The sequence below is a fragment of the Streptomyces sp. NPDC104309 genome (assembly GCF_055584025.1).
This window is the reverse complement of sequence record NZ_JBVJMV010000038.1, coordinates 14,781-37,635: the sequence shown is the minus strand read 5'-3', so window position 1 is coordinate 37,635 and position 22,855 is coordinate 14,781. Positions and strand designations below refer to the sequence as shown.

Annotated in this window: 17 protein-coding genes and 1 pseudogene; 10 read left to right on the top strand and 8 right to left on the bottom strand. The window is 69.5% G+C overall.

Annotated elements, in window-relative coordinates; genetic code table 11:
• Positions 1 to 4 precede the first annotated feature (4 nt).
• The 4 genes and pseudogenes from ACZ68L_RS36070 to nadA all read right to left on the bottom strand — a co-directional run bounded on the left by ACZ68L_RS36070 (position 5) and on the right by nadA (position 7,975).
• Positions 5 to 2,923 carry a tetratricopeptide repeat protein gene (locus ACZ68L_RS36070; RefSeq protein WP_469585974.1) on the bottom strand — a complete coding sequence of 973 codons (2,919 nt, stop codon included), beginning with the start codon at positions 2,921 to 2,923 and terminating at the stop codon, positions 5 to 7.
• Between the two features lie 1,505 nt (positions 2,924 to 4,428).
• A pseudogene (locus tag ACZ68L_RS36065) lies at positions 4,429 to 5,061 on the bottom strand (caspase family protein); the annotation flags it as partial.
• Positions 5,051 to 6,460, bottom strand: a complete 1,410-nt coding sequence (locus tag ACZ68L_RS36060; RefSeq protein ID WP_469585972.1) for an alpha/beta hydrolase — start codon at positions 6,458 to 6,460, stop codon at positions 5,051 to 5,053. The gene ACZ68L_RS36060 and the pseudogene ACZ68L_RS36065, both read right to left, overlap by 11 nt.
• 327 nt (positions 6,461 to 6,787) lie before the next feature.
• A complete protein-coding gene (nadA, locus tag ACZ68L_RS36055) occupies positions 6,788 to 7,975 on the bottom strand; it encodes a quinolinate synthase NadA (protein ID WP_469585970.1) in 1,188 nt (395 codons plus the stop codon).
• 223 nt (positions 7,976 to 8,198) lie between these two features.
• On the opposite strand from nadA, the gene ACZ68L_RS36050 reads away from it, so the two are divergent.
• On the top strand, positions 8,199 to 8,555 hold the full coding sequence (locus ACZ68L_RS36050) for a HesB/IscA family protein (RefSeq protein WP_030933606.1): 357 nt from the start codon (positions 8,199 to 8,201) through the stop codon (positions 8,553 to 8,555).
• Between the two features lie 212 nt (positions 8,556 to 8,767).
• Here the strand turns inward: ACZ68L_RS36050 and ACZ68L_RS36045 are convergent, their stop codons facing one another.
• On the bottom strand, positions 8,768 to 10,243 hold the full coding sequence (locus tag ACZ68L_RS36045; protein ID WP_469585966.1) for a hypothetical protein: 1,476 nt from the start codon (positions 10,241 to 10,243) through the stop codon (positions 8,768 to 8,770).
• A gap of 140 nt (positions 10,244 to 10,383) precedes the next feature.
• A complete protein-coding gene (locus ACZ68L_RS36040) occupies positions 10,384 to 10,581 on the bottom strand; it encodes a hypothetical protein (protein ID WP_469585963.1) in 198 nt (65 codons plus the stop codon).
• A gap of 160 nt (positions 10,582 to 10,741) precedes the next feature.
• Between ACZ68L_RS36040 and ACZ68L_RS36035 the strand changes: the two genes are divergently transcribed.
• Complete coding sequence (locus ACZ68L_RS36035; protein ID WP_469585961.1) at positions 10,742 to 11,716, top strand: carbohydrate kinase family protein; 975 nt, start codon at positions 10,742 to 10,744, stop codon at positions 11,714 to 11,716.
• Positions 11,717 to 11,732: 16 nt separating this feature from the next.
• Here the strand turns inward: ACZ68L_RS36035 and ACZ68L_RS36030 are convergent, their stop codons facing one another.
• Positions 11,733 to 13,115, bottom strand: a complete 1,383-nt coding sequence (locus ACZ68L_RS36030) for an aminotransferase class V-fold PLP-dependent enzyme (protein WP_469585958.1) — start codon at positions 13,113 to 13,115, stop codon at positions 11,733 to 11,735.
• A gap of 270 nt (positions 13,116 to 13,385) precedes the next feature.
• Between ACZ68L_RS36030 and ctaC the strand changes: the two genes are divergently transcribed.
• The 4 genes from ctaC (at position 13,386) to ACZ68L_RS36010 (ending at position 17,851) form a co-directional block, all read left to right on the top strand.
• The gene (ctaC, locus tag ACZ68L_RS36025) at positions 13,386 to 14,348 is read left to right on the top strand and encodes an aa3-type cytochrome oxidase subunit II (protein ID WP_469585956.1); all 963 of its coding nucleotides are present in this window, start codon (positions 13,386 to 13,388) and stop codon (positions 14,346 to 14,348) included.
• Complete coding sequence (gene ctaD, locus ACZ68L_RS36020) at positions 14,345 to 16,081, top strand: aa3-type cytochrome oxidase subunit I (RefSeq protein ID WP_361442446.1); 1,737 nt, start codon at positions 14,345 to 14,347, stop codon at positions 16,079 to 16,081. Before ctaC ends, ctaD begins: the two co-directional genes overlap by 4 nt.
• Positions 16,078 to 16,476 carry a cytochrome c oxidase subunit 4 gene (locus tag ACZ68L_RS36015; RefSeq protein WP_469585953.1) on the top strand — a complete coding sequence of 133 codons (399 nt, stop codon included), beginning with the start codon at positions 16,078 to 16,080 and terminating at the stop codon, positions 16,474 to 16,476. The genes ctaD and ACZ68L_RS36015 overlap by 4 nt, the downstream gene beginning before the upstream one ends.
• 118 nt (positions 16,477 to 16,594) lie before the next feature.
• A complete protein-coding gene (locus ACZ68L_RS36010) occupies positions 16,595 to 17,851 on the top strand; it encodes a L,D-transpeptidase (protein WP_469585951.1) in 1,257 nt (418 codons plus the stop codon).
• A 155-nt stretch (positions 17,852 to 18,006) separates the two neighbouring features.
• Here the strand turns inward: ACZ68L_RS36010 and ACZ68L_RS36005 are convergent, their stop codons facing one another.
• A complete protein-coding gene (locus ACZ68L_RS36005; protein ID WP_469585949.1) occupies positions 18,007 to 18,408 on the bottom strand; it encodes a hypothetical protein in 402 nt (133 codons plus the stop codon).
• Positions 18,409 to 18,595: 187 nt separating this feature from the next.
• Between ACZ68L_RS36005 and ctaE the strand changes: the two genes are divergently transcribed.
• The 4 genes from ctaE (at position 18,596) to qcrB (ending at position 22,783) form a co-directional block, all read left to right on the top strand.
• A complete protein-coding gene (gene ctaE, locus ACZ68L_RS36000) occupies positions 18,596 to 19,216 on the top strand; it encodes an aa3-type cytochrome oxidase subunit III (RefSeq protein WP_093893621.1) in 621 nt (206 codons plus the stop codon).
• 62 nt (positions 19,217 to 19,278) lie between these two features.
• Complete coding sequence (gene qcrC, locus ACZ68L_RS35995) at positions 19,279 to 20,088, top strand: cytochrome bc1 complex diheme cytochrome c subunit (protein WP_469585947.1); 810 nt, start codon at positions 19,279 to 19,281, stop codon at positions 20,086 to 20,088.
• Positions 20,085 to 21,137, top strand: coding sequence for a cytochrome bc1 complex Rieske iron-sulfur subunit (qcrA, locus tag ACZ68L_RS35990; protein ID WP_469585944.1), 1,053 nt, complete (start codon positions 20,085 to 20,087; stop codon positions 21,135 to 21,137). The genes qcrC and qcrA overlap by 4 nt, the downstream gene beginning before the upstream one ends.
• Entirely contained in the window at positions 21,134 to 22,783 is a 1,650-nt protein-coding gene (gene qcrB, locus ACZ68L_RS35985; protein ID WP_469585943.1) for a cytochrome bc1 complex cytochrome b subunit, read from the top strand. The genes qcrA and qcrB overlap by 4 nt, the downstream gene beginning before the upstream one ends.
• Positions 22,784 to 22,855: the final 72 nt, after the last annotated feature.

The window sequence follows — 22,855 nt, the reverse complement described above, 5'->3', positions numbered from 1 at the left end:
AGCGTCAGGCGGCCCCGCTGAGAGCCTGGACGATCCGGAGCCATGTCTCGCCGTGCGGGTGGGCGTGCCGGACGCTGAGCGCGAGGATCTCCCTCAGCAGCCGGGCACGGGTCTCCTCGTGTGCGCGGGGGAGGAGCGTGGCCAGCTCGTCCGGTTCGATGCCCTCGACGACCCCCGAGAGCACCATGCCCGCCTGGGCGTGGGTGAGGGAGGACAGCCCGTCGTCGAAGACCTGCCCCTCGATGGCCGCCGCGTGCAGCAGCGCGTTGCCGTCTCCGGCTGCCAACGCCCTTTCCACGTACGCCTGGAGGGCGTCGCGGTCCTCGACGAGGCGGTACGCGGCGTCCAGTCCTTCGGTGCGGGCGACATCGAGGACGGCGGCGTGCGCGAGCGGGGTGGCCTCGGACGGCTGGGCCTGGAGGATGCGGGGGTGGTCCTGGAGGAAGACCCGTGACTCCGCCCAGGTGGCGCAGTCCACCCACTCCGCCAGCTGTTCCGCGAGGATCAGCGGATCGTAGGCGGCGGTCACGCCGTGGACGAGGACGGCCTCGCGGAGCGCGGCGTGCTGCTGTGCGGTGCGGGGGTCCAGGAGTGCCAGCTCTTCGAGGGCCGTCGCTGTCTCCTCGTTGCTCAGCGCTTGGGCGTTCTGGGACCAGAAGTCGCGTGACTGGGGCCAGTTGGCCGCGAACATCCACGAACTGACGAGGTCCAGCGTCTCCGGTGACAGAGCGAGCCAGGCCGGTGCGGGGGCGGAGGTTGCTTCTTCTTCCCACGCGGTGCGTACGGACTCGGTGTCCCTGAAGGCGCGAAGCGCCCGCCGGGCCCGTACGGTCACGACGCCCGCGCCGCCGCTGTCCGGCGCGGAGTCCTCATCGAGGAAGGCCACGAGCGCGCGTACGCCGATCGAGGCCTGAGGATCGGGACAGTCCAGCAGGAAGACACTCCGCTCGACACCGAGGCGGCGGGCGGTTGCGGGGTGGGCGGAGGTGAACTCCTCCACGGCCACGTCGAATTCCCGGATCGCCGAGACACGGTCGTCGGTCCGGACGAGTGCCCGTGCCAGGTTGGCGAGAGCGGAGACCAGGTCGGTTTCGAAGGCGCCGGGGTTCTCCAGCGCCAGGGTCCGGTAGGCGGCAACCGCTTCCTGCGCCGCGCTCACGGCTCCTGTGGCGTCCTGGTTCATCCCCAGGTGCTTGCTGAGATTCTGCAGGGCAAGAGCCAGATCAGGAAGGAAGGCGCTGCTCAGTTCATCGACGAGACCACGCAGGATACGGACGCTCTCCCGGGCCGGCGCCAGGGCTTCCTTCCGGCTGCCGGTGTCGGCGAGGTTCTGTGCCAGGGTGCCGAGTGAGCCCGCGAGAGCGGAGCGGACGGCGGGCTGTCGCTCGGCGAGGTCACGGAGGAGATCGACAGCCTCCTCCGCCGCTCGCAGTCCCGCCGCCGGATCTCCGGCCCTGTTCAGGTGAGCGGCGACGTTGGCGAGTGCCGTGGCCAGGTCCTGCCGGAAGACGGCGGGCTGTTGTGCGGCGAGTGCGCGGCGGATGGAGACGGCTTCCCGACCCGGCGCGAGCGCCCCGGAAACATCGCCCAAGGCGGCGCGATGGTTGCCGAGGTTGTTGAGCGCTGTTGCGAACTCCGGGAGAAAGGCGCTCGCATCCTCGGCGGCCAGGCGTTGGTAGATGCCGGTCCCCTCCTCGGCGTGGACCAGGGCCGTCGCAGGCTCACCTGCGGAGACGAGGTGCATCGCGAGGTTGTTGAGCATCGCGGCGAGGCCCGGGAGGGACGCTGTCGGTCGGCTTTCAGCCAGTTCGCGCTGGATGCGTACGGCCTCGCGCGCGAACAGCACCGCTGCCGCCCGGTCTCCAGCGGCGGCCGTCTTGTTGGCCAAGGAGGTCAGGGACCGGGCGAGATCCGGCTGGAAGACGTCCGGGTGCTGCGAAGCGAGCTTGGCGTACATGCGCGCCGCCTCTCGCGCCGGAGCGAGCGCGCCCTCGCGATCCCCGGTGGCGGAGAACCTGTCCGCCAGGTTGTGGAGGGCGCCTGCCAGCTCCGGCTGAAAGACGGCCGGATGACGCGCAACGAGTTCCCGGCAGATCTCCACAGCCTCCCGCGCGGGCGCGAGGCACCCCGCAAGGTCACCGACCTCCTCGCGGTGCACGGACAGATTGGTCAGGGATCCGGCCAGAGCGGACCGCAGGACGGTGGGCTGGCGTTCGGCCACCTTCCGGTTGGCCCGGACCGCCGCCTCCGCGTGAGTAAGAGCCTCCGCGTGGCTTCCGATGGCCTTGAGGCTGCCGGCCAGATTGGTCAGCGCGTTGGCGAGACCGGCCAGGAACTCATCGGGGTGCGACGCGGCGAGCTCCATGTGGATCTCCACTGCCTCCTGCGCAGGCGGTACGGCGGCCCGGCGTTCCCCGACGGCTGTGAGATTCATCGCCAGGTTGTTCAGCGCGACGGCGAGGCCGGGGCGGAACGTCGCCGGAGTGTGTGCGGCGAGCTGCCGGAAGATGCCGACGGCGTCCCGCGTGAGTGTGAGCGCTCCTTTGTGGTAGCCGATGGCGTGGAGGCGCGGGCCGAGCGTACCGAGGGCGAGAGCCAGGTCGGGGAGGGACGCGCTTTCTCCCGCGTCGGCAAGGCTCAGTTGAAGCACGACCGCTTCGCGCGCCGGCGTCAGCGCCCCTTCACGGTCGCCGATCTCGGCGTATCGGTTGGCGACGTTGATGAGCGTGCGTACCACCGCCGTCTTGAAGGCCCCAGGAGAGGCGTGCTCCAGCGCCTTGTACAGCGCGAGCGCCTCCCGCGCGTGGGCCAGCGCACCGTCCGGATCCCCTTCCGACCCGAGCCGCTGGGAGAAGAGATGCAAGGCCTGGGCCAGAAACGGCACCGCGCCCGCCCCGCCCCGCTCCACCAGCCACCGCAGCATCCCGATTCCCGGTGCACCCGCCCGCGCCGCGTGCTGCGCCAGCCCCCACAGCACGTACGGATCGACCGCCCCCCAGTCGCCGTCCACCGCTCGCCGCTCGACGTGCGCGACCAGCGCGGCCAACGCCACCTCGCCGGCTTCACCACCCCCGGCCCCTCCCGCCCCGCGAGATACGACACGAACTCGCGGTGGTACAGCCGGTACACCGCCTGCCCGTTCTCCGCGTCCTCGACGATGTAGCGGCCATACGAGGACAGCACCCAGCCCACGTCGCTCTCGTCGTACGACACGTCGCGGCCGCCCAGCGCGCCGGCGACCTCCTCCCACACGCCCCCGGCGGGCATCCCGCGCCCGACCGACCACGCCAGCGCGGTCAGCAGATCCCGCGCGGCGGACGGCCGTTCGGTGCCGTCCTCCCGGACCCGTACCGGCCCTGCCCGCAAGTCCTCCTCGAACGCGGCCTCGATGGAATCCGGCAGGCCGGCCGGCCACTGGTCGTCGTGGGCGTCACCCGCCCCCACCAGCAGCGAGCCCGTCACCAATCGGGCGAACAGGAACCCGCCGCCCACCGCCGTGGCACGCGCGGCCACCGCGTCGCCCGCCTCCCGCGCCCGGCCCTCCGGGACACCGGCCGCCTCGCACCGGCGGAACACGTACTCACCGATGTCCTCCTGCGTGTGCGGCTCCCGCTCCAGGTCCGCCGTGGTGACGCCGGTACCGGTCAGACGGGCCAGGGCGTCCGGCAGTGTCTCGTCCCCGAACTTTTCCTCCGCCAGGCGGCTGCGGAACGCGCGGTCGCGGGAACCGAGCAGGACCGGGCTCATCCGGCTGAGCGGGAAGACCAGCTCCTCGATCATGGCGCGGAGGTGCTCGGCGGGTACTTCGTCCAAGCCGTCGAGGACCAGCACCGGCTGCGGGGACAACTCCCGCAGCTCGCCCCGGAAGTCGTCCGCGTTGCGGGGTTCCGGCAGTCCGAGTTGCCGGGCCAGCCCCGAGGCCGCCTGGAGAGGGCTCAGGCCCCGCAGATGCACGGAGGCGAGGGAGCGGTCGGGGCGGAGGCCCGGGTCCGGGTCGTCCTCGCGCAGGCCCCCGTGCGCCTCGGTCTCCTTCCGCTGCACGGGATCGGTGAGCGTCGCGATCCGGCCCAGCACGGCCGACTTGCCGCAGCCCGCCGGGCCGGTCACCAGGAAGAGCCCGGCTTCGTCCGCCTCCAGCCATGCGACGATCCGGTTCAGCACCTCCTTCCGGCCGGTGAAGAACCAGCCCTCCTCGCGGTACCCGGCCCCGCGCGCCGCGAGCACCAGGTGCTCCACCAGCCGGGCGGGGGCCCCGGGTACATGGCGCGGGTTCGGGAAGACCGGCCGCCCGGTGCCGAGGGTGGCGGGAACCGGTGTCTGCCCCTCGCCGCGCCATCGCTCACCCAGCGCGGCCAGCAGGTCCGGGCCGCTGACCAACGCGTTGTGGGCGCTCCACGCCGAGCGGTACTCGGTGGTGGCAGGGCCGGCCCTCAGCACCTCCGCCAACGCGGTGAGCAGCGGGCCGCCGCCGTCCGACGTCTCGTTGCGCCGACAGCTCGCCATGATCCCGAACCACTTGGCGTGGCCGGGCGGCGTGGACATGGCCTCCCAGCGCCGCAGAGCCTTCTCCAGGCCCCGGCTCACCGCGTCTCCCGCGTAGCAGGTGTCGATGATCACCAGGATCTGGTCCGCGCCCGACGCCACCGCGTCATTGACCAGCGTCTCGGCCGAGACGCCCCGCTTGAGGGCGCGTGCGTCACGCATCACCTGCTCGACGTCGAGATCCAGGTCGCAGAGCGCGAGGCGCAGTTCGTCGTCGATCAGCACGCCGTGCCCCGACCAGACGATGATCGCGGGCTTCGCCGCCCCCGTCTCCCACCGGCCCTCGCTCCAGGCGGTGAGGGCCTCGTCGAAGGCCGCCCAGGACGGGTTCCCGCCGCCCACCACCTGCGCCGCGATCCCCAGACCCTCCAGCAGTCCGGCGATCCCCTCCATCTGGGCCACCGCCCCGGTCAGCCGGGGAAAGCTCCGCTTGTCGGCATACTCCTCGCACGCCACGCACAGCGCCGTCCCCACCGGCTCGCGTCCGTCGTCGCCCGCCACGCCCGCCTCACGCACCATCGCCCGCCCCGCCCTCCAGTACCAGCACCAGCGCGGTCATCACGACATGGCCCGCGTTCCCCGTACTCACCCGCACCCGGTGCGGCCCTGCCGGAAGTCCGGCCAGGCGTGCCACGTAACGGCCCCCGCCCAGGTTGTTCAGCGTCCGCACCGGTCCGCCCCCGGCCGCCGCGAGGACGGCCACCCGGTCGTGGCCCCGTATGTCCGGCGGGACCGTGGCCCGCAGCTCGTACACCTCGCCCTCGGTGATCGCGTCCGGGGCGTCCACCACCAGCGGGATGTCGGCGGCCTCCGGGCCCCGGTGGGCCGGCGGGTCCGGGGTGAGCCAGTTGTAGAGGGCCTGGCGCAGCGCCGTGTTGTTCTGGAGCGAGCCGTGCTTCTCCCAGGGGGTGTACGCGGGCCGCCCCGCCGCCCCCACGTGGGCGCTGGAGAGCCGGGGCACGCGGCCGTCGCCGCCCTCGTCGGTCCCGTCGATCGTGAGCAGTCCGGTCAGCCTCTCGCCGTGGACCTCGGCGGTGGTCGGGGTCGGCTGGCGCACCCCGCTGATCGGTACGTACTCCACCCCGTACGCCGCCCCCGCCCCGGACTCCCGCAGCGCCTCGTGGAAGCGGGCGGCGTCCTTGAGCAGTGCCGCGTCGGTCCTGGGCAGGCCGGTCACCTCACGGGCGTATCGCAGCGGCTCGCCCGGCGCGGTGATCAGCGCGGCGTAGTCCGGAACGAGCTGGTGGAGGGACGGAAGGCTGCGGGCGAACGCGGTGAGGCCGATACCGGCCGGGCCCACTCCGTTGACCAGCGAGAGCAGGGCGTCCAGGGAGCCCCGGTACGGGGTTCCGAGCGTGATCACGCGGCGCGTCAGCTCCGCGCCGCCGCACCGCTCCACGTACTGGCGGGTGACCAGGCCGCCCATCGAGTGGCAGATGAAGACGACCCGGGCCTCGGCCCGCTCCGGCGCCGAGGCCCGCCAGCGGCCGAGCTCCTCGTCCACCCGCTCGGCCAGCCGGTCCGCGTTGTAGCGGCAGGAGAGCCGCCAGTCGTAGGCGAAGCCGATCAGGTTGGCGGGGGCGTCGGCCTCCTCTCCCACGCCGCGGCGGCGCAGCGTGAAGTGGTGCTCCAGCCAGTCCAGGAAGCCGTCGTAACCGTCCACGAGCGTCCAGACGCCCGGCAGCCCGTGCAGGTCGCGCATCGGACCGAGCGGGCGCACACCGTCGCCCGGGTGCTCGTCGCCCAGGTCAGGGGGCAGCGCCAGGCCCTTGACGGAACGGCCGAACGTACGGATCCCGCGGAGGAGGGCCGGGCCCGAGAGGCCCCAGACCTCGTGCCCGTCCGCGTCGGCCAGTCGGCTGCCGAGAATGCCCGGGACGACGACCACGAGGTCGTCCACCGGGCTGCGAGAAGTCATGTGGCGCCGTACCCCCGTGAAATGTGCGCTGCGGTGAGTAGCAGCGTAATTACGGTACGGACATCCTGTGTGCCGTATGGGGGAAATCAGCCCGCCGCCACCAGGTCCTGTCCTGCCGATCTTCGTGGACCAGCCTGGGGCGTCTGGTGCGGTGCATCGCAAGGCGGAGGTTCGTCCTCGTACTGGACGTACTCGGGCGACACCGACAACGCGGCGGGGTGCCGCACAGACGCCCCGGGCCCGCGAAGATCGGCAGGACAGGGCCTACCCGCGCGAAAGGCCCCGGAGAAACGCCCGAGGGCGCCCCGGGGCCTTGCGTGGCCGCCGCTACGGCAGCGCCAGCATCCGCTCCAGCGCCAGCTTCGCGTACTTCTCCGTCTCCGGGTCGACCTCGATCCGGTTGACCAGGTTCCCCTCGGCCAGCGACTCCAGCGTCCACACCAGGTGCGGCAGGTCGATGCGGTTCATCGTCGAGCAGAAGCACACCGTCTTGTCGAGGAAGACGATCTCCTTGTCCTCGGCGGCGAAGCGGTTCGCCAGGCGCCGCACCAGGTTCAGCTCGGTGCCGATCGCCCACTTGGAGCCGGCCGGGGCCGCCTCCAGGGCCTTGATGATGTACTCCGTCGAGCCGACGTAGTCCGCCGCCGCCACGACCTCGTGCTTGCACTCCGGGTGCACCAGCACGTTGACGCCCGGTATCCGCTCGCGCACATCGTTGACGGAGTCGACCGAGAAGCGCCCGTGCACCGAGCAGTGCCCGCGCCACAGGATCATCTTGGCGTCGCGCAGCTCCTCGGCGGTCAGACCGCCGTTCGGCTTGTGCGGGTTGTAGAGGACACAGTCCGCCGGCGTCATCCCCATGTCCCGGACCGCGGTGTTCCGGCCCAGGTGCTGGTCGGGCAGGAAGAGCACCTTCTCCCCCTGCTCGAAGGCCCATTCCAGCGCCCGCTTCGCGTTGGAGGAGGTGCAGATCGTGCCGCCGTGCCGCCCGGTGAAGGCCTTGATGTCGGCGGAGGAGTTCATGTACGAGACGGGTACGACCTGTTCGGCGACCCCGGCCTCGGTCAGCACGTCCCAGCACTCGGCGACCTGCTCGGCGGTGGCCATGTCGGCCATGGAGCAGCCGGCCGCCAGGTCCGGCAGCACGACCCTCTGGTCGTCGGTTGTCAGGATGTCGGCGGACTCCGCCATGAAGTGCACGCCGCAGAAGACGATGTACTCGGCCTCCGGGCGCGCCGCCGCGTCCCGGGCGAGCTTGAACGAGTCGCCGGTGACGTCCGCGAACTGGATGACCTCGTCGCGCTGGTAGTGGTGGCCGAGGACGAACACCTTGTCCCCGAGCTTCTCCTTCGCCGCGCGGGCGCGCTCCACCAGGTCCGGGTCGGACGGGGAGGGCAGGTCGCCGGGGCACTCGACGCCACGCTCGCTCTTCGGGTCGGCCTCTCGGCCGAGCAGGAGCAGGGCGAGGGGCGTCGGCTGGACGTCGAGATCCTGGACGGGGTGGGCCGTGGTCACGTCACGTACCCTTTCTTTGAGCCTTTTCGTCTAATTGACGTTATCTATCATATCCGGTTCACGTCACTTTGACGATGGCCATAGTGTCGATGTGACGCATCCCCGTGGGCGTCCGGTGTGCGAGCATGAATGGAACAGGCAAGCGCTCGGCCCGGAATGAATCCGCGGTCCCGACGGTTGCAACGTCGGCAAGCAGTCTCCGTACAACCCGGGAGAGAAGCAGATGTCCGTATCGGACGAGACCACCACCGTGAGCGACGGCATCCTCCTGTCCGACGCCGCCGCAGCCAAGGTCAAGGGCCTGCTGGAGCAGGAAGGCCGTGACGACCTGGCGCTGCGCGTCGCCGTTCAGCCCGGGGGCTGCTCGGGCCTGCGCTACCAGCTCTTCTTCGACGAGCGTTCGCTCGACGGCGATGTCGTGAAGGACTTCGACGGCGTCAAGGTCGTCACCGACCGGATGAGCGCTCCGTACCTGGGTGGTGCCTCGATCGACTTCGTCGACACCATCGAGAAGCAGGGCTTCACGATCGACAACCCCAACGCCACGGGCTCCTGCGCCTGCGGTGACTCCTTCAGCTGAGCCCTGAAGGCGCTCGCGGAACGGCACAGAGGCGGGGGGGGGGGGGCCCGGGGGCGGGCGCCCCCGGGGGGGGGGGGGGGGGGGGGGGGGTGGCGGGGGGGGGGGGGGGGGCCGCCCGCCCCGCCCCCCGCCCCCCCCCCCCCCCGCGCCCGCGCCCCCCCCCCCCCCCCCCCCCCCCCCCCGCCTCTGTGCCGTGTGTACGGGCCCGGACGTCAGCCGCGGGGCACGTCGCCGCCCGACGCGGCGTCGACCACCGTCCGGTCGCCGAGCGGCGCGTCCAGCGTCACCGTGCGGGTCAGCTCCTTGGCGATCATGACGCAGAGCTTCTTCCCGGCCGGCTTCGCCTCCGCCACCGTCACCCGCACCGTCTTCCCGCCCTCGCTCGCACTCGCCGTGTACGTGCTGCAGGCCCCGCCCCAGAACGTTACGGACAGGGTCCGCCCGTCGGCGCTGTACGACAGGATCTGCCGCGAGGTCTTCCCTGCGTCCCCCGGGGCCGGGGCCGTCGCCGACGGCGCTTCCTTCGTCAGATACGCGGGGTCCACGGCGATCTGCGACACGGTCTCACCCGTGCCGCCCGCGGCCGGCCGCACCGAGAAGAGCCAGGACGGTACGAGCGTCTGCCTGCCCGCCACGTACCGCGTCGTCAGGCCGAACACCGCCTTGTCGACCGTCACGGTCGTCGTCGGCAGCTCGGCCCCGGTCCGCGTCTTGCAGTGAACCTCCGGCGATTTCAGGCCGTCCTGCAGCGGTACGGGGGTGGCACACCCACCGATGTCCGCGCGCCCGTCCGTCCGGGACGCCGCCCCGTTCAGCTGCTTCAGCGCCTCGCCCGCGCTGATCACCGGATAGCTGTCGCCCTTCTCCAGGGCCTTCAACTGCCCGCTGCCGCCAACCACTTCACCGTCCGAACCCACCTGGATCCCGGTCGACCAGCCGTAGGTGGGAAGTCCGTCCACCACCGGGTCGGCGTTCACCACCCGTACCGAGCCCATGAGTTGCCGGGTGTCGAGGGCCGCGTCGTCCTGCCCCACCGCCTTCAGGACCGGCGCCGCGACGGCCCTGGCGGCGCCCTCGCCCACCGGGGAGCCGCTGCCGCCCGGGGCCACCTTCGTGCTCGAACAGGCCGAGACACCCTCGCAGTTGTCCGTGCCGCCGGAGCCGTACCGAGCGAAGCTCCAGGTGCCCGGCGCCTGCTTGTTCACCCGGAGGGCCGGGCCGGAGCCGTCCTTGTCGGACCCCACCTTCCAGAACGTGCCCTCCGTCCGCGGGGTGCCCTCAAGGCCGAGCGCCTTCGCCAGCCGGGACACCTGCGCCGCGGAGACGGTGCCCTCGGTGCGCCGCACCGCCGCCGTGCCGGGCCCCTCGGGAAGCTTGCCGGAGGCGCGGTAGACCACTCGGCCGCCGTGCGGATCGGGCTCGCCCGGCGCGATGCCGGCTGCGATGCCCGGCGGGGACCCGTCGGCCGCCGGGCCGCCCGCGTGCTCGTCCAGGGCCAGCGGGGGAGGAGTGCGCTCCCCGTCGGCCGCCGCGCGGCCGCCGCTCCCGCCGTCGCCGTCCGCGGCGGTCGCGGCCCAGTACGCGCCACCGCCCCCGGCCAGCAGTACGGCTGCCGCCACCGAGGCCACGGCGAGCGGCGGGCGCCGCCGGGGGCCGGTCACGTCGTTGTCGGGTCGCTCGGTGCTCACCGGATCGCTCCTTCGCCTGCGTTGCCGTCACAGACCGTCACCGGCCTGCCCTCCGTCCCGCGGGTGGGGACAACGGTGGGACGGGGCACGCGGGCACACGGTTCCCTCAGGGGTGGGGGTCCGCGACCGGTGTGCCGGGCTCAGTCGCCGTACTCGGACATGGCGTCGATCAGCCGCGCGGAGGCCGGAGGCACGGTCACCCCGTGAATCAGGGACGGCGCGACCGGAACGGGGGCGGACTTCGCGGGAGCCACCCAGTGCGGAGCCATGCGTGCGCAGTCACCGCGCAGCTCGGCCAGGCTGATCTCGGACTCGCGTGGAGCGTTGTGGTTCGACATACGCGCACCGTAGACATCACACGCCTTGGGAAGAAAGCCCTACTATCGGGTAGTTTTCCCCCCTTCAGGGCGAGTGCGGGGAACGGGTAGCGTGAACTGTCACGCCGCCCCGGGAACACCGTCACCCGTTCCCCCCGATCTCCACAGGAGCAGTTTCCCCGTGCGAATCGCAGTCACCGGCTCCATCGCCACCGATCACCTCATGACCTTCCCCGGCCGTTTCGCCGACCAACTGGTCGCGGAGCAGCTGCACACGGTCTCGCTGTCCTTCCTGGTCGACAACCTCGATGTGCGCCGGGGCGGTGTCGCCGCCAACATCTGCTTCGGCATGGGCCTGCTGGGCACCAACCCGATCCTGGTCGGTGCCGCGGGTCCCGACTTCGACGAGTACCGCGCCTGGCTCGACCGCCACGGCGTCGACACCGGGTCGGTCCGGATCTCCGAGGTCCTTCACACCGCCCGTTTCGTCTGCACGACGGACGCGGACCACAACCAGATCGGCTCCTTCTACACGGGCGCGATGAGCGAGGCACGGCTCATCGAGCTGAAGTCCGTCGCCGACCGTGTCGGCGGCCTCGACCTCGTCCTGATCGGCGCGGACGACCCAGAAGGGATGCTCCGCCACACCGAGGAGTGCCGCTCCCGCGGCATCCCGTTCGCCGCGGACTTCTCGCAGCAGATCGCGCGGATGGACGGCGACGAGATCCGGATCCTCCTGGACGGCGCCACGTACCTCTTCTCCAACGAGTACGAGAAGGGGCTCATCGAGTCCAAGACGGGCTTGGGCGACGAGGAGATCCTGGTCAAGGTCGGTCACCGGGTCACCACGCTCGGCGCCCGCGGCGTGCGGATCGAGCGGGCCGGTCAGGAGCCGATCGAGGTCGGCTGCCCCGAGGAGGAGATCAAGGCCGACCCGACCGGTGTCGGCGACGCCTTCCGGGCCGGATTCCTCTCCGGTCTCACCTGGGGCGTCGGCCTGGAGCGCGCCGCCCAGGTCGGCTGCATGCTCGCCACCCTGGTCATCGAGACGGTCGGCACCCAGGAGTACACCCTGCGCCGCGCCCACTTCATGGACCGCTTCACCAAGGCGTACGGCCACGACGCCGCCGCCGAGGTCCGCGCGCACCTGGGCTGATCCCGAAGGGGGAGTCTCAGGTCAGCCGGCGGACCACATGGGCCCAGCCGCGGTCCGCCGGCTCCTCGCCCACGTACTCCTGCTCGCGCATCACGCACCAGGCCGGGATGTCCAGCCGCGCCGCCGCGTCGTCGGAGAGCACGGTCACCGTCCCGCCCAGCGGTACGTCCCCGATCACCTTCGCGAGCTCGATCACGGGGATCGGGCAGCGCTTCCCGAGGGCGTCGACCACCAGGGACGCGGACGCGGCGGGGGAGGGGGGAGCCGAAACGGGTGCCCCCATCCTCTCCCGTACCTCTGCCACCACCCCGGGCAGTACGTCCAGGAAGCGGTCGACGTCCTCGCCTGTGGTGCCGGCGGGCAGCGACACCCGTACGTTCCCCTCCGACAGCACCCCCATGGCCCTGAGCACATGGCTCGGTGTCAGTGTGCTGCTGGTGCAGGAGGAACCGGATGATACGGAGAATTCGCACCGGTCCAGTTCATGGAGCAAGGTCTCTCCGTCGACATAGAGACAGGAGAAGGTCACCAGATGCGGCAGCCGCCGCACCGGATCGCCGACCACCTCCACATCGGGCACCAGCTGCGGTACCCGGGCCCTGACGCGGTCCACCAGGGCCCGCAGCCGTACGGACTCGGCCGCCGCCTCCGCCCGCACCGCCCGCAGCGAAGCCGCCGCGGCCACGATCGCCGGAATGTTCTCGAACCCCGCGGCCCGCCCCGACTCGCGCTCGTCGGCCGGTCCCTGAGCCGCGAACCGCACCCCCTTGCGCACCGCCAGCAGCCCGACCCCCGAGGGACCGCCCCACTTGTGCGCGCTCGCCGCCAGCAGCGACCAGCCGTCCGGCACCGGCCCCCAGCCCAGCGACTGAGCGGCGTCCACCAGCAGCGGCACCCCCGCCGCCCGGCAGACCTCCGCGACCTCGGCCACCGGCTGCTCGGTGCCGACCTCGTGATTGGCGGACTGCAGACAGGCCAGCGCGGTGTCCTCGCGCAGCACCTGCGCGTACGCCGCCGCGCTCACCGCACCCGACCGGTCCACCGCGACCTCGGAGACCGATCCGCCCTGGGCCTCATGGGCGGCGGCCGAATGGAGCACCGACGAGTGTTCGACCGCGGAGACGACCAGATGGCGGCCGACACGCCGACGACCCGCGAGGGCCCCGGAAATTCCCGAGTGCACCGCGCGCGTCCCCGAAGGAGTGAACGTGAGCTCGTCCGGGCGGCATCCCACGGCCTCCGCGGCGGCCTCCCTGGCCGCGTCCAGCAACAGCCGGGCCCGGCGTCCCTCCCGGTAGAGCCTGGCCGGGTCGGCCCACCCCTCGTCCAGCGCGGCAAGCAGCGCCTGCCGGGCGACGGGGTGCAGGGGAGCGGAGGAAGCGGCGTCGAAGTAGGGCACACGGCCACGCTAGCCCGCGCCGGGCCGTCGCCCGGCGACGGGCCGCCCGCGCGGCCAGGAGAGGGGGCGTCAGATGGCCGCCGGAGGCCCGTATTCCACCCCTTCGGAGTGTCGGACGGCGCGTTGGGCACCCTCCCCGCGCGACCCCAAATAGCGTCCAGTAGGGTTTGGTCCGCATAAACATCCAAACCCCTGCCCGCGTCAGGGCGGCGACCGACCAGAGAGACGGCCGCGCCGACCGCGCGGGCGAGACTCTCGGGAAGGCGCTACGTGAGTCCCAACGGCTCCGACCGCTCGTCGCGGCGCCCGATGCGGCGGAAGCTGCCGCAGGTGCTGACTGCGGGCCTGGTCCTGGCGACCGCCACCGGTTGCACATACAAGGACTTTCCCCGTCTTGGTATGCCTACCCCGGTAACGGAAGAGGCACCACGGATCCTTTCCCTCTGGCAGGGCTCGTGGGCGGCAGCGCTCGCCACGGGCGTGCTGGTCTGGGGCCTGATCCTGTGGAGCGTCATCTTCCACCGGCGCAGTCGCACCAAGGTCGAGGTTCCTCCGCAGACCAGGTACAACATGCCCATCGAGGCGCTGTACACCGTGGTCCCTCTGATCATCGTCTCGGTGTTGTTCTACTTCACCGCGCGCGATGAATCGAAGCTCCTCACGCTCTCCCCGAAGCCCGCCCACACCATCAACGTGGTCGGCTACCAGTGGAGCTGGGGATTCAATTACATCGAGAACGTGGACGGCTCGACCGCCACGGGCAACAAGATCCCCAAGGAACTCGACGCCATCCCGGACAGGTTCCGGAAGGACTTCCCCAAGGGTGCGGAAGGCGTCTACGACTACGGCATCCCGGGAACGCGGAACCCGCAGACCGGCAACCCGGGTCCGACCCTGTGGCTGCCGAAGGGCGAGAAGGTCCGCTTCATCCTGACTTCGCGTGACGTCGTCCACTCCTTCTGGGTGGTCCCGTTCCTCATGAAGCAGGACGTCTTTCCGGGCCACACCAATGCCTTCGAGGTGACTCCCAACCAGGAGGGCACCTTCTTGGGCAAGTGCGCCGAGCTCTGCGGCGTCGACCACTCCCGGATGCTCTTCAACGTCAAGGTCGTCTCCCCGGAGCGCTACCAGGCGCACCTCAAGGAGCTGGCGAAGAAGGGCCAGACGGGCTACGTGCCGGCCGGCATCGCGCAGACTGACCCGGCCAGGAATGCGGAGACGAACAAACTGTGAGCATCCTCAACGAACCTCAGGGTGCCGCGGCAGCAGACGACTCGTACGAGGACGAGCTGCCGGTCCGGCGCAAGCAGCCGGGAAACGTCGTCATCAAGTGGCTGACCACCACTGACCACAAGACGATCGGCACGATGTACCTGGTCACATCGTTCGCGTTCTTCTGCATCGGCGGTCTGATGGCGCTCTTCATGCGCGCCGAGCTGGCCCGTCCCGGCACGCAGATCATGTCGAACGAGCAGTTCAACCAGGCGTTCACGATGCACGGCACGATCATGCTGCTGATGTTCGCGACGCCGCTGTTCGCCGGGTTCGCGAACTGGATCATGCCGCTGCAGATCGGCGCGCCCGACGTGGCGTTCCCGCGGCTGAACATGTTCGCGTACTGGCTGTACCTCTTCGGCTCGATCATCGCGGTGGCCGGGTTCCTCACCCCGCAGGGTGCGGCCGACTTCGGCTGGTTCGCCTACTCCCCGCTCTCGGACGCGGTCCGTTCGCCGGGTGTCGGCGCCGACATGTGGATCATGGGTCTGGCCTTCTCCGGCTTCGGCACGATCCTCGGTTCGGTCAACTTCATCACCACGATCATCTGCATGCGTGCTCCCGGCATGACGATGTTCCGCATGCCGATCTTCGTCTGGAACGTCCTGCTGACCGGTGTGCTGGTCCTGCTGGCCTTCCCGGTCCTCGCCGCCGCGCTCTTCGCGCTGGAGGCGGACCGCAAGTTCGGTGCGCATGTGTTCGACGCGTCCAATGGCGGCGCATTGCTCTGGCAACACCTCTTCTGGTTCTTCGGCCATCCAGAGGTGTACATCATCGCCTTGCCGTTCTTCGGAATCATTTCCGAAGTGATTCCGGTGTTCAGTCGAAAGCCGATGTTCGGCTATATCGGTCTGATCAGCGCGACGATCGCCATCGCAGGCCTCTCCGTGACCGTGTGGGCGCACCACATGTACGTCACCGGCGGTGTGCTGTTGCCGTTCTTCTCGTTCATGACATTCCTCATCGCGGTACCGACCGGTGTGAAGTTCTTCAACTGGATCGGCACGATGTGGAAGGGATCGTTGTCCTTCGAGACACCGATGCTCTGGGCTGTCGGCTTCCTGATCACCTTCACCTTCGGTGGTCTGACCGGTGTGATCCTGGCGTCGCCCCCGATGGACTTCCACGTCTCGGACTCGTACTTCGTCGTCGCGCACTTCCACTACGTCATCTTCGGCACCGTGGTCTTCGCGATGTTCTCCGGATTCCACTTCTGGTGGCCGAAGTTCACCGGCAAGATGCTGGACGAGCGGCTCGGCAAGATCACGTTCTGGACGCTGTTCGTGGGCTTCCACGGCACGTTCCTGGTGCAGCACTGGCTGGGTGCCGAGGGCATGCCGCGTCGTTACGCGGACTACCTCGCCGCGGACGGCTTCACCGCGCTGAACACGATCTCGACGATCTCCTCGTTCCTGCTCGGTCTGTCGATGCTGCCGTTCTTCTACAACGTGTGGAAGACCGCCAAGTACGGCAAGAAGATCGAGGTCGACGACCCGTGGGGCTACGGCCGTTCGCTGGAATGGGCGACCTCGTGCCCGCCGCCGCGGCACAACTTCCTCACCCTGCCGCGGATCCGTTCCGAATCCCCGGCGTTCGACCTGCACCACCCGGAGATCTCGGCGCTCGAACAGCTGGAGCACCACTCCGAGGATGACAAGGCCCTCGCTGGTGGCAAGGAGGCCGGCAAGTGAATATCCAGGGCAAGATGTTCATCTGGCTGAGCGTCTTCATCCTCGCCATGGCCATCACGTACGGCGTGTGGTCGAAGGAGCCGGCGGGCACCACCGCGCTCGTCCTGGGCTTCGGCCTGAGCGTCATGATCGGCTTCTACCTCGCCTTCACGGCGCGGCGGGTCGACGCCATGGCGCAGGACAACAAGGAAGCCGATGTCGCGGACGAGGCCGGCGAGGTGGGGTTCTTCTCCCCGCACAGCTGGCAGCCGCTCGCGCTGGCGAGCGGCGGCGCCTTGGCCTTCCTGGGCATCGTCTTCGGCTGGTGGCTGCTCTACTTCTCGGCCCCGGTCATCCTGATCGGTCTGTTCGGCTGGGTCTTCGAGTACTACCGCGGTGAGAACCGCACCCAGTGACCTCGCGTCACCGCTCCACCTGACGGGGGGCCTGTACTTCTCCACCAAAAGAGGTACAGGCCCCCCGTTTGCAGTCACATCGCGCGCTGATAGGGATGAATCTTCATAGCGTGGGTTCATGAACCACACGCCGCGCTTCCGCCCCGTAGTGAGCTGCACTCTGCTGGTCGTGACCCTGGTCGCAGGTGTGACCGCGTGCGGGGGGTCCGACGGCCACCCGCTCGCGGCGAAACCGTACGACGCCGTGGACGAGATCTCCGCCAACATCTCCGACGGAGACGAGAAGGTCGACTCCGACAAGCCGCTCGAACTCACCGTCGACGGCGACGACGGCCGGATCACGGACGTCACGGCCGTGGACACGGCAGGACGCCATCTGGCGGGCGAGCTCGACGCCGACGGGAGGCGCTGGCACGCCACCTCCCCGCTCGCCGCCGGCACCCGCTACACGGTCCGGGTCAGCATGGAGGACGGCGACGGCGATCCGGGCAGCCGTACGCTCTCCTTCGGGACCACCTCCGCCAAGAAGTTCCTGAAGGTCGCCTTCGGCCCTCAGGCGGGCACCTACGGCGTCGGACAGCCCATCACGGCGGAACTCAGCGCTCCGATCAAGGACAAGGCGTCCAGGGCCATCGTGGAGCGCGCCCTGCGGGTCCGCTCCACGCCCGCAGTGACCGGCTCCTGGTACTGGGTCGACGACAAGACCCTGCACTACCGCCCCAAGGAGTACTGGCCCGCCAAGGCCACCATCGACGTCACCAGCGGCCTGGCCGGCGCCAAGGTCACCGACGGCCTGTACGGGGCCCCCACGAAGGCACTGAGGCTCACCACGGGCGACCGCATCGAGGCCATCACCGACGCTGCCGCGCACACGATGACGGTCAAGCGCGACGGGAAAGTGATCAACACCATTCCGGTGACCACCGGCAAACCGGGCTTCGCCACCCGAAACGGTGTCAAGGTCGTGCTGAGCAAGGAGTACGCCGTACGCATGCGCGGCGAGACGATCGGCATCTCGCAGAACTCGTCCGACGGGTACGACCTGATGGTCTACTACGCGACGCGCGTGACCTGGAGCGGCGAGTACGTGCACGCGGCTCCCTGGTCCACCGGTTCGCAGGGGTACGCGAACGTCAGCCACGGCTGTACGGGCATGACCACCGGCCTGGCCGAGTGGTTCTACAACACCGTGCGCACGGGCGACATCGTCCAGGTCGTCGGCAGCCAGGGCGAGACGATGACGCCGTTCGACAACGGCTACGGCGACTGGAACCTCTCCTGGGCCAAATGGCTGAAGGGCAGCGCACTGCAGAAGAGCGCCACCCCGGACCGCACGGACACGATCCAGGCGGCGCGACTGCGCCCCGAGGTCTGACCGGCCCCGGGGGTGCGCCGCCCCTCAGCGGTACCGCGGACGGATCCGCGGCGGGCCTCAGAGCCTGTCGGGTGGCCTTCGATCGGACAGCGGACGCGGTCTGGTGCGTGCGTGCCAGGGCGTGACCGCCCGATCAGAGGTCACCCGACAGGCTCTCAGGCGTCCGCGCAGAGCCTGTTGCGCAGCAGGGCGGCCAGGGCGTCCGCGAACTCGACCGGTTCGACCGGCAGGGTCACCGCGGCGTCCGCCCGGCTCCACGTGGCCAGCCAGGCATCCTGCGGGCGCCCGATCAGCAGCAGTACGGGCGGGCAGTGGAAGATCTCGTCCTTGATCTGCCGGCAGACGCCCATACCGCCCGCGGGCGCCGTCTCGCCGTCCAGCACGCAGACATCGATGCCGCCGTTGTCCAGTGCCTCCAGGACGGCGGGCAGGGTGGCGCACTCGAAGAACTCCACCGGCGGCACGTCGGCAGCTGGCCTGCGCCCGGCTGCCAGCCTCACCTGCTCACGGGTGTTGGCGTCGTCGCTGTAGACCAGGACCGTGGCGGTCGGCTGCATTGTTCCTCCGTGACATCTGTGTCTTCGGGGCTTTCCGGGCATGAACCGATGCGCGGATCGTACTCCGCCCGATGGCCTGTCAGCACCGCCCGGGACAGCGGATTCATGGGCCGTTCGGGGAGGGCACACCCTGTTGACACACCGAACGGCACCCCCCGGAGTGAGGGCGGGATAAGGGACCGACATAATGTCGGTCGTGGCGACAGCAACGACAGTAGAAACCGGGCACGCGCACCCGTCGGTCAATCGACCGAACCTCACCAGCGTCGGAACCATCATCTGGTTGAGTTCCGAGCTGATGTTCTTCGCGGCCCTCTTCGCGATGTACTTCACCCTGCGATCGGTGATGGGACCGGACCACTGGAAGGAAATGGCTTCGGCCCTGAACTTCCCGTTCTCCGCGACGAACACCACGATCCTGGTGCTCTCCTCACTCACCTGCCAGCTCGGCGTCTTCGCCGCGGAGCGGGGCGATGTGAAGAAGCTCCGTACCTGGTTCGTGATCACTTTCGTGATGGGTGCGATCTTCATCGGAGGCCAGGTCTTCGAGTACACCGAGCTGGTGAAGAAGGACGGCCTCTCGCTGTCCTCCGACCCGTACGGCTCGGTGTTCTACCTGACGACCGGCTTCCACGGGCTGCACGTGACAGGCGGGCTCATCGCCTTCCTGCTCGTTCTGGGCAGGACGTACGCAGCCAAGAGGTTCACCCACGAACAGGCCACCGCCGCCATCGTCGTGTCCTATTACTGGCACTTCGTCGATGTCGTGTGGATCGGCCTCTTCGCCACGATCTACATGATCAAGTAACCGGGCTCGAACCCGAACCACATCCAGCATCGACGCAGAAGATCCTGACACCGGGGTAATCCGTGAAAAAGCTCTCCGCACGACGACGCCATCCGTTGGCGGCGGTCGTCGTACTACTCCTCGCGCTGGCGGCCACTGGGGGGCTGTACGCCGCGTTTGCGCCCGCGAGTAAGGCGCAGGCCGACGACACCGCCCAGTCCCTTGCCATCGACGAGGGCAAGAAGCTGTACTCCGTCGGTTGCGCCAGCTGCCACGGGACCGGCGGTCAGGGCACCACCGACGGGCCGAGCCTGGTCGGCGTGGGCTCCGCCGCCGTGGACTTCCAGGTCGGTACGGGACGCATGCCGGCGCAGCAGCCGGGTGCCCAGGTACCGAAGAAGAAGGTCATCTACAACCAGGCCGAGATCGACCAGCTCGCGGCATACGTCGCGTCGCTGGGCGCCGGTCCGATCGTTCCGACCAAGAGCCAGGTCAGCCCTGACGGCGCGGACATCGCCAAGGGTGGCGAACTGTTCCGCACCAACTGCGCGCAGTGCCACAACTTCACCGGCCAGGGTGGTGCGCTGACGAACGGCAAGTACGCGCCCAGCCTCGAAGGCGTGAGCCCGAAGCACCTCTACGAGGCCATGCAGACCGGTCCGCAGAGCATGCCGTCCTTCCCGGACACGACGATGCCCGAGCAGCAGAAGCGGGACATCATCGCGTACGTGCAGACCGTGAACGGCGCCCAGACCGAGAACCCGGGCGGTCTCACGCTGGGCGGCCTGGGGCCGGTCAGCGAGGGCCTGTTCGCCTGGATCTTCGGACTCGGCGCACTGATCGCAGTTGCCATTTGGGTCGCGGCCCACACCGCTAAGGCCAAGAAGTCATGAGTAGCCAAGAGATTCCAGACGAGAACCTGCCTGCTGAGCAGGGCACCGCGCACGGCGCGGTAGAGGTCGCGGACGACCCGTTCGCCGACCCGGGGCTGCCGGCCCACAAGCCGCGCATCCAGGACATCGACGAACAGGCCGCGAAGCGCTCCGAGCGCGCCGTCGCGTTCATGTTCACGCTGTCCATGCTGGCGACGGTCGGCTTCATCGCCTCGTACGTCATCTTCCCGGTCGACAAGATCGTGTACATCTGGCCCTTCGGCCATGTGAGCGCGCTCAACTTCTCCCTGGGCCTGACCCTGGGCGTGGCCCTCTTCGCGATCGGCGCGGGTGCCGTCCACTGGGCGCGCACCCTGATGTCCGACGTGGAGGTCGCCGACGACCGGCACGCCATCGAGGCCACGCCCGAGGTCAAGGCGAAGGTTCTCGCCGACTTCGCGGCAGGTGCCGAGGAGTCCGCGTTCGGCCGGCGCAAGCTGATCCGCAACACCATGTTCGGCGCGCTGGCCCTGGTGCCGCTCTCCGGTGTGGTGCTGCTGCGCGACCTCGGTCCGCTGCCGGAGAAGAAGCTCCGCAACACCCTGTGGGCCAAGGGCAAGCAGCTCATCAACATGAACACGATGGAGCCGCTGCGTCCCGAGGACGTCGCCGTCGGTTCGCTGACCTTCGCCATGCCCGAGGGCCTGTCGGAGGAGGCGGAGGACTTCCAGAACCAGATCGCCAAGGCCGCGTTGATGATCATCCGCATCGAGCCGAAGAACATCAAGGACAAGCGCGAGCGCGAGTGGGCCCACGAGGGCATCGTGGCCTTCTCCAAGATCTGCACGCACGTCGGCTGCCCGATCAGCCTGTACGAGCAGCAGACGCACCACGTGCTCTGCCCGTGCCACCAGTCCACCTTCGACCTCTCCGACGGCGCCCGCGTCATCTTCGGTCCGGCCGGTCACGCCCTTCCGCAGCTGCGGATCGGTGTGAACAGCGAGGGCAACCTCGAGGCGCTCGGTGACTTCGAAGAGCCCGTCGGTCCTGCATTCTGGGAGCGCGGATGAGTACTGCGACCACGAACACACCCGGTGCCGCGGCACCGGGCAATCGCAAGGCGCCCGCCGGTGAGCGGGTGGCCGACTGGGCGGACGGCCGGCTCGGGATCTACTCCCTGGCCAAGTCCAACATGCGCAAGATCTTCCCGGACCACTGGTCCTTCATGCTCGGTGAGATCGCCCTCTACAGCTTCATCATCATCATCCTCACGGGTGTGTATCTGACGCTGTTCTTCCACCCGAGCATGAACGAAGTCGTGTACCACGGCTCGTACGAGCCGATGCAGGGCATCCGGATGTCCGAGGCCTACGCCTCGACGCTGGACATCAGCTTCGACGTCCGCGGTGGTCTGCTGGTCCGGCAGATCCACCACTGGGCCGCGCTGATCTTCCTGGCCGGCATGTTCGTGCACATGATGCGCGTGTTCTTCACGGGTGCGTTCCGCAAGCCGCGTGAGATCAACTGGCTGTTCGGCTTCCTGCTGTTCGTGCTGGGTATGTTCACCGGCTTCACCGGCTACTCGCTCCCGGACGACCTGCTCTCCGGTACGGGTGTCCGCTTCACCCAGGGCGCGATCCTGTCGACGCCGATCGTCGGCACGTACATCTCGATGTTCCTGTTCGGCGGAGAGTTCCCCGGTCACGACTTCGTCGCCCGGTTCTACTCGATCCACATCCTGCTGCTGCCGGGCATCATGCTCGGCCTGCTGGTGGCGCACCTGATCCTGGTCTTCTACCACAAGCACACGCAGTTCGCGGGTCCGGGCCGCACCAACAAGAACGTCGTCGGTATGCCGCTGCTGCCGGTGTACATGGCGAAGGCCGGTGGCTTCTTCTTCCTGGTCTTCGGCATCATCGCCATCATCGCGGCCATCGCCTCGATCAACCCGATCTGGGCCATCGGCCCGTATCGCCCGGACCAGGTGTCCACCGGCGCCCAGCCCGACTGGTACATGGGCTTCGCCGAGGGTCTGATCCGAGTGATGCCTGGCTGGGAGATCAACCTCTGGGGTCACACGCTCGTCCTGGGTGTGTTCATCCCGCTGATGGCCTTCGGACTGGTGCTCGCGATCATCGCGGTCTACCCGTTCGTCGAGTCCTGGGTCACCGGGGACAAGCGCGAGCACCACATCCTGGACCGCCCGCGCAACGCTCCGACCCGGACGGCCTTCGGCGTCGCCTGGATCACCGAGTACGTCATCGTCTTCATCGGCGGTGGCAACGACCTGTGGGCCACGCACTTCCACCTGTCGCTGAACGCCATCTCCTGGTTCGTCCGGATCTTCATCTTCGTCGGACCGGTCATCGCGTTCATCGCCACCCGGCGGATCTGCCTCGGCCTCCAGCGGCGCGACAAGGAGAAGGTGCTGCACGGACGCGAGTCCGGCATCATCAAGCGCCTGCCGCACGGTGAGTTCGTCGAGATCCACGAGCCGCTCGGCCCCGAGCAGATGCACACGCTCACCGCGCACGAGCAGTACAAGCCGGTCGAGATCGGCCCGACGGTCGACGAGAACGGTGTCGAGCGCAAGGTGCCCGCTCTGACGAAGCTGCGGGCCAGGCTCAGCAAGGGCTACTACGGCGAGGACAACCAGATCGCCAAGCCCACCGTCGAGGAGTACAAGGAGATCACCAGCGGCCACGGTCACCACTGATCGCCTGAACTGATCGCCACAGCAGGAGCCCCGTCCATCCGATGGACGGGGCTCTTCGCTGTCCGTGGCGCT

Coding starts and splice junctions, on each gene's coding strand:
- ACZ68L_RS36070 (WP_469585974.1), bottom strand. CDS start 2,923: ATGCTGCGGTGGCTGGTGGAGCGGGGCGGGGCGGGCGCGGTGCCGTTT.
- ACZ68L_RS36060 (WP_469585972.1), bottom strand. CDS start 6,460: ATGACTTCTCGCAGCCCGGTGGACGACCTCGTGGTCGTCGTCCCGGGC.
- ACZ68L_RS36050 (WP_030933606.1), top strand. CDS start 8,199: ATGTCCGTATCGGACGAGACCACCACCGTGAGCGACGGCATCCTCCTG.
- ACZ68L_RS36040 (WP_469585963.1), bottom strand. CDS start 10,581: ATGTCGAACCACAACGCTCCACGCGAGTCCGAGATCAGCCTGGCCGAG.
- ACZ68L_RS36010 (WP_469585951.1), top strand. CDS start 16,595: ATGAACCACACGCCGCGCTTCCGCCCCGTAGTGAGCTGCACTCTGCTG.
- ACZ68L_RS36005 (WP_469585949.1), bottom strand. CDS start 18,408: ATGCAGCCGACCGCCACGGTCCTGGTCTACAGCGACGACGCCAACACC.
- ctaE (WP_093893621.1), top strand. CDS start 18,596: ATGTCGGTCGTGGCGACAGCAACGACAGTAGAAACCGGGCACGCGCAC.
- qcrA (WP_469585944.1), top strand. CDS start 20,085: ATGAGTAGCCAAGAGATTCCAGACGAGAACCTGCCTGCTGAGCAGGGC.
- qcrB (WP_469585943.1), top strand. CDS start 21,134: ATGAGTACTGCGACCACGAACACACCCGGTGCCGCGGCACCGGGCAAT.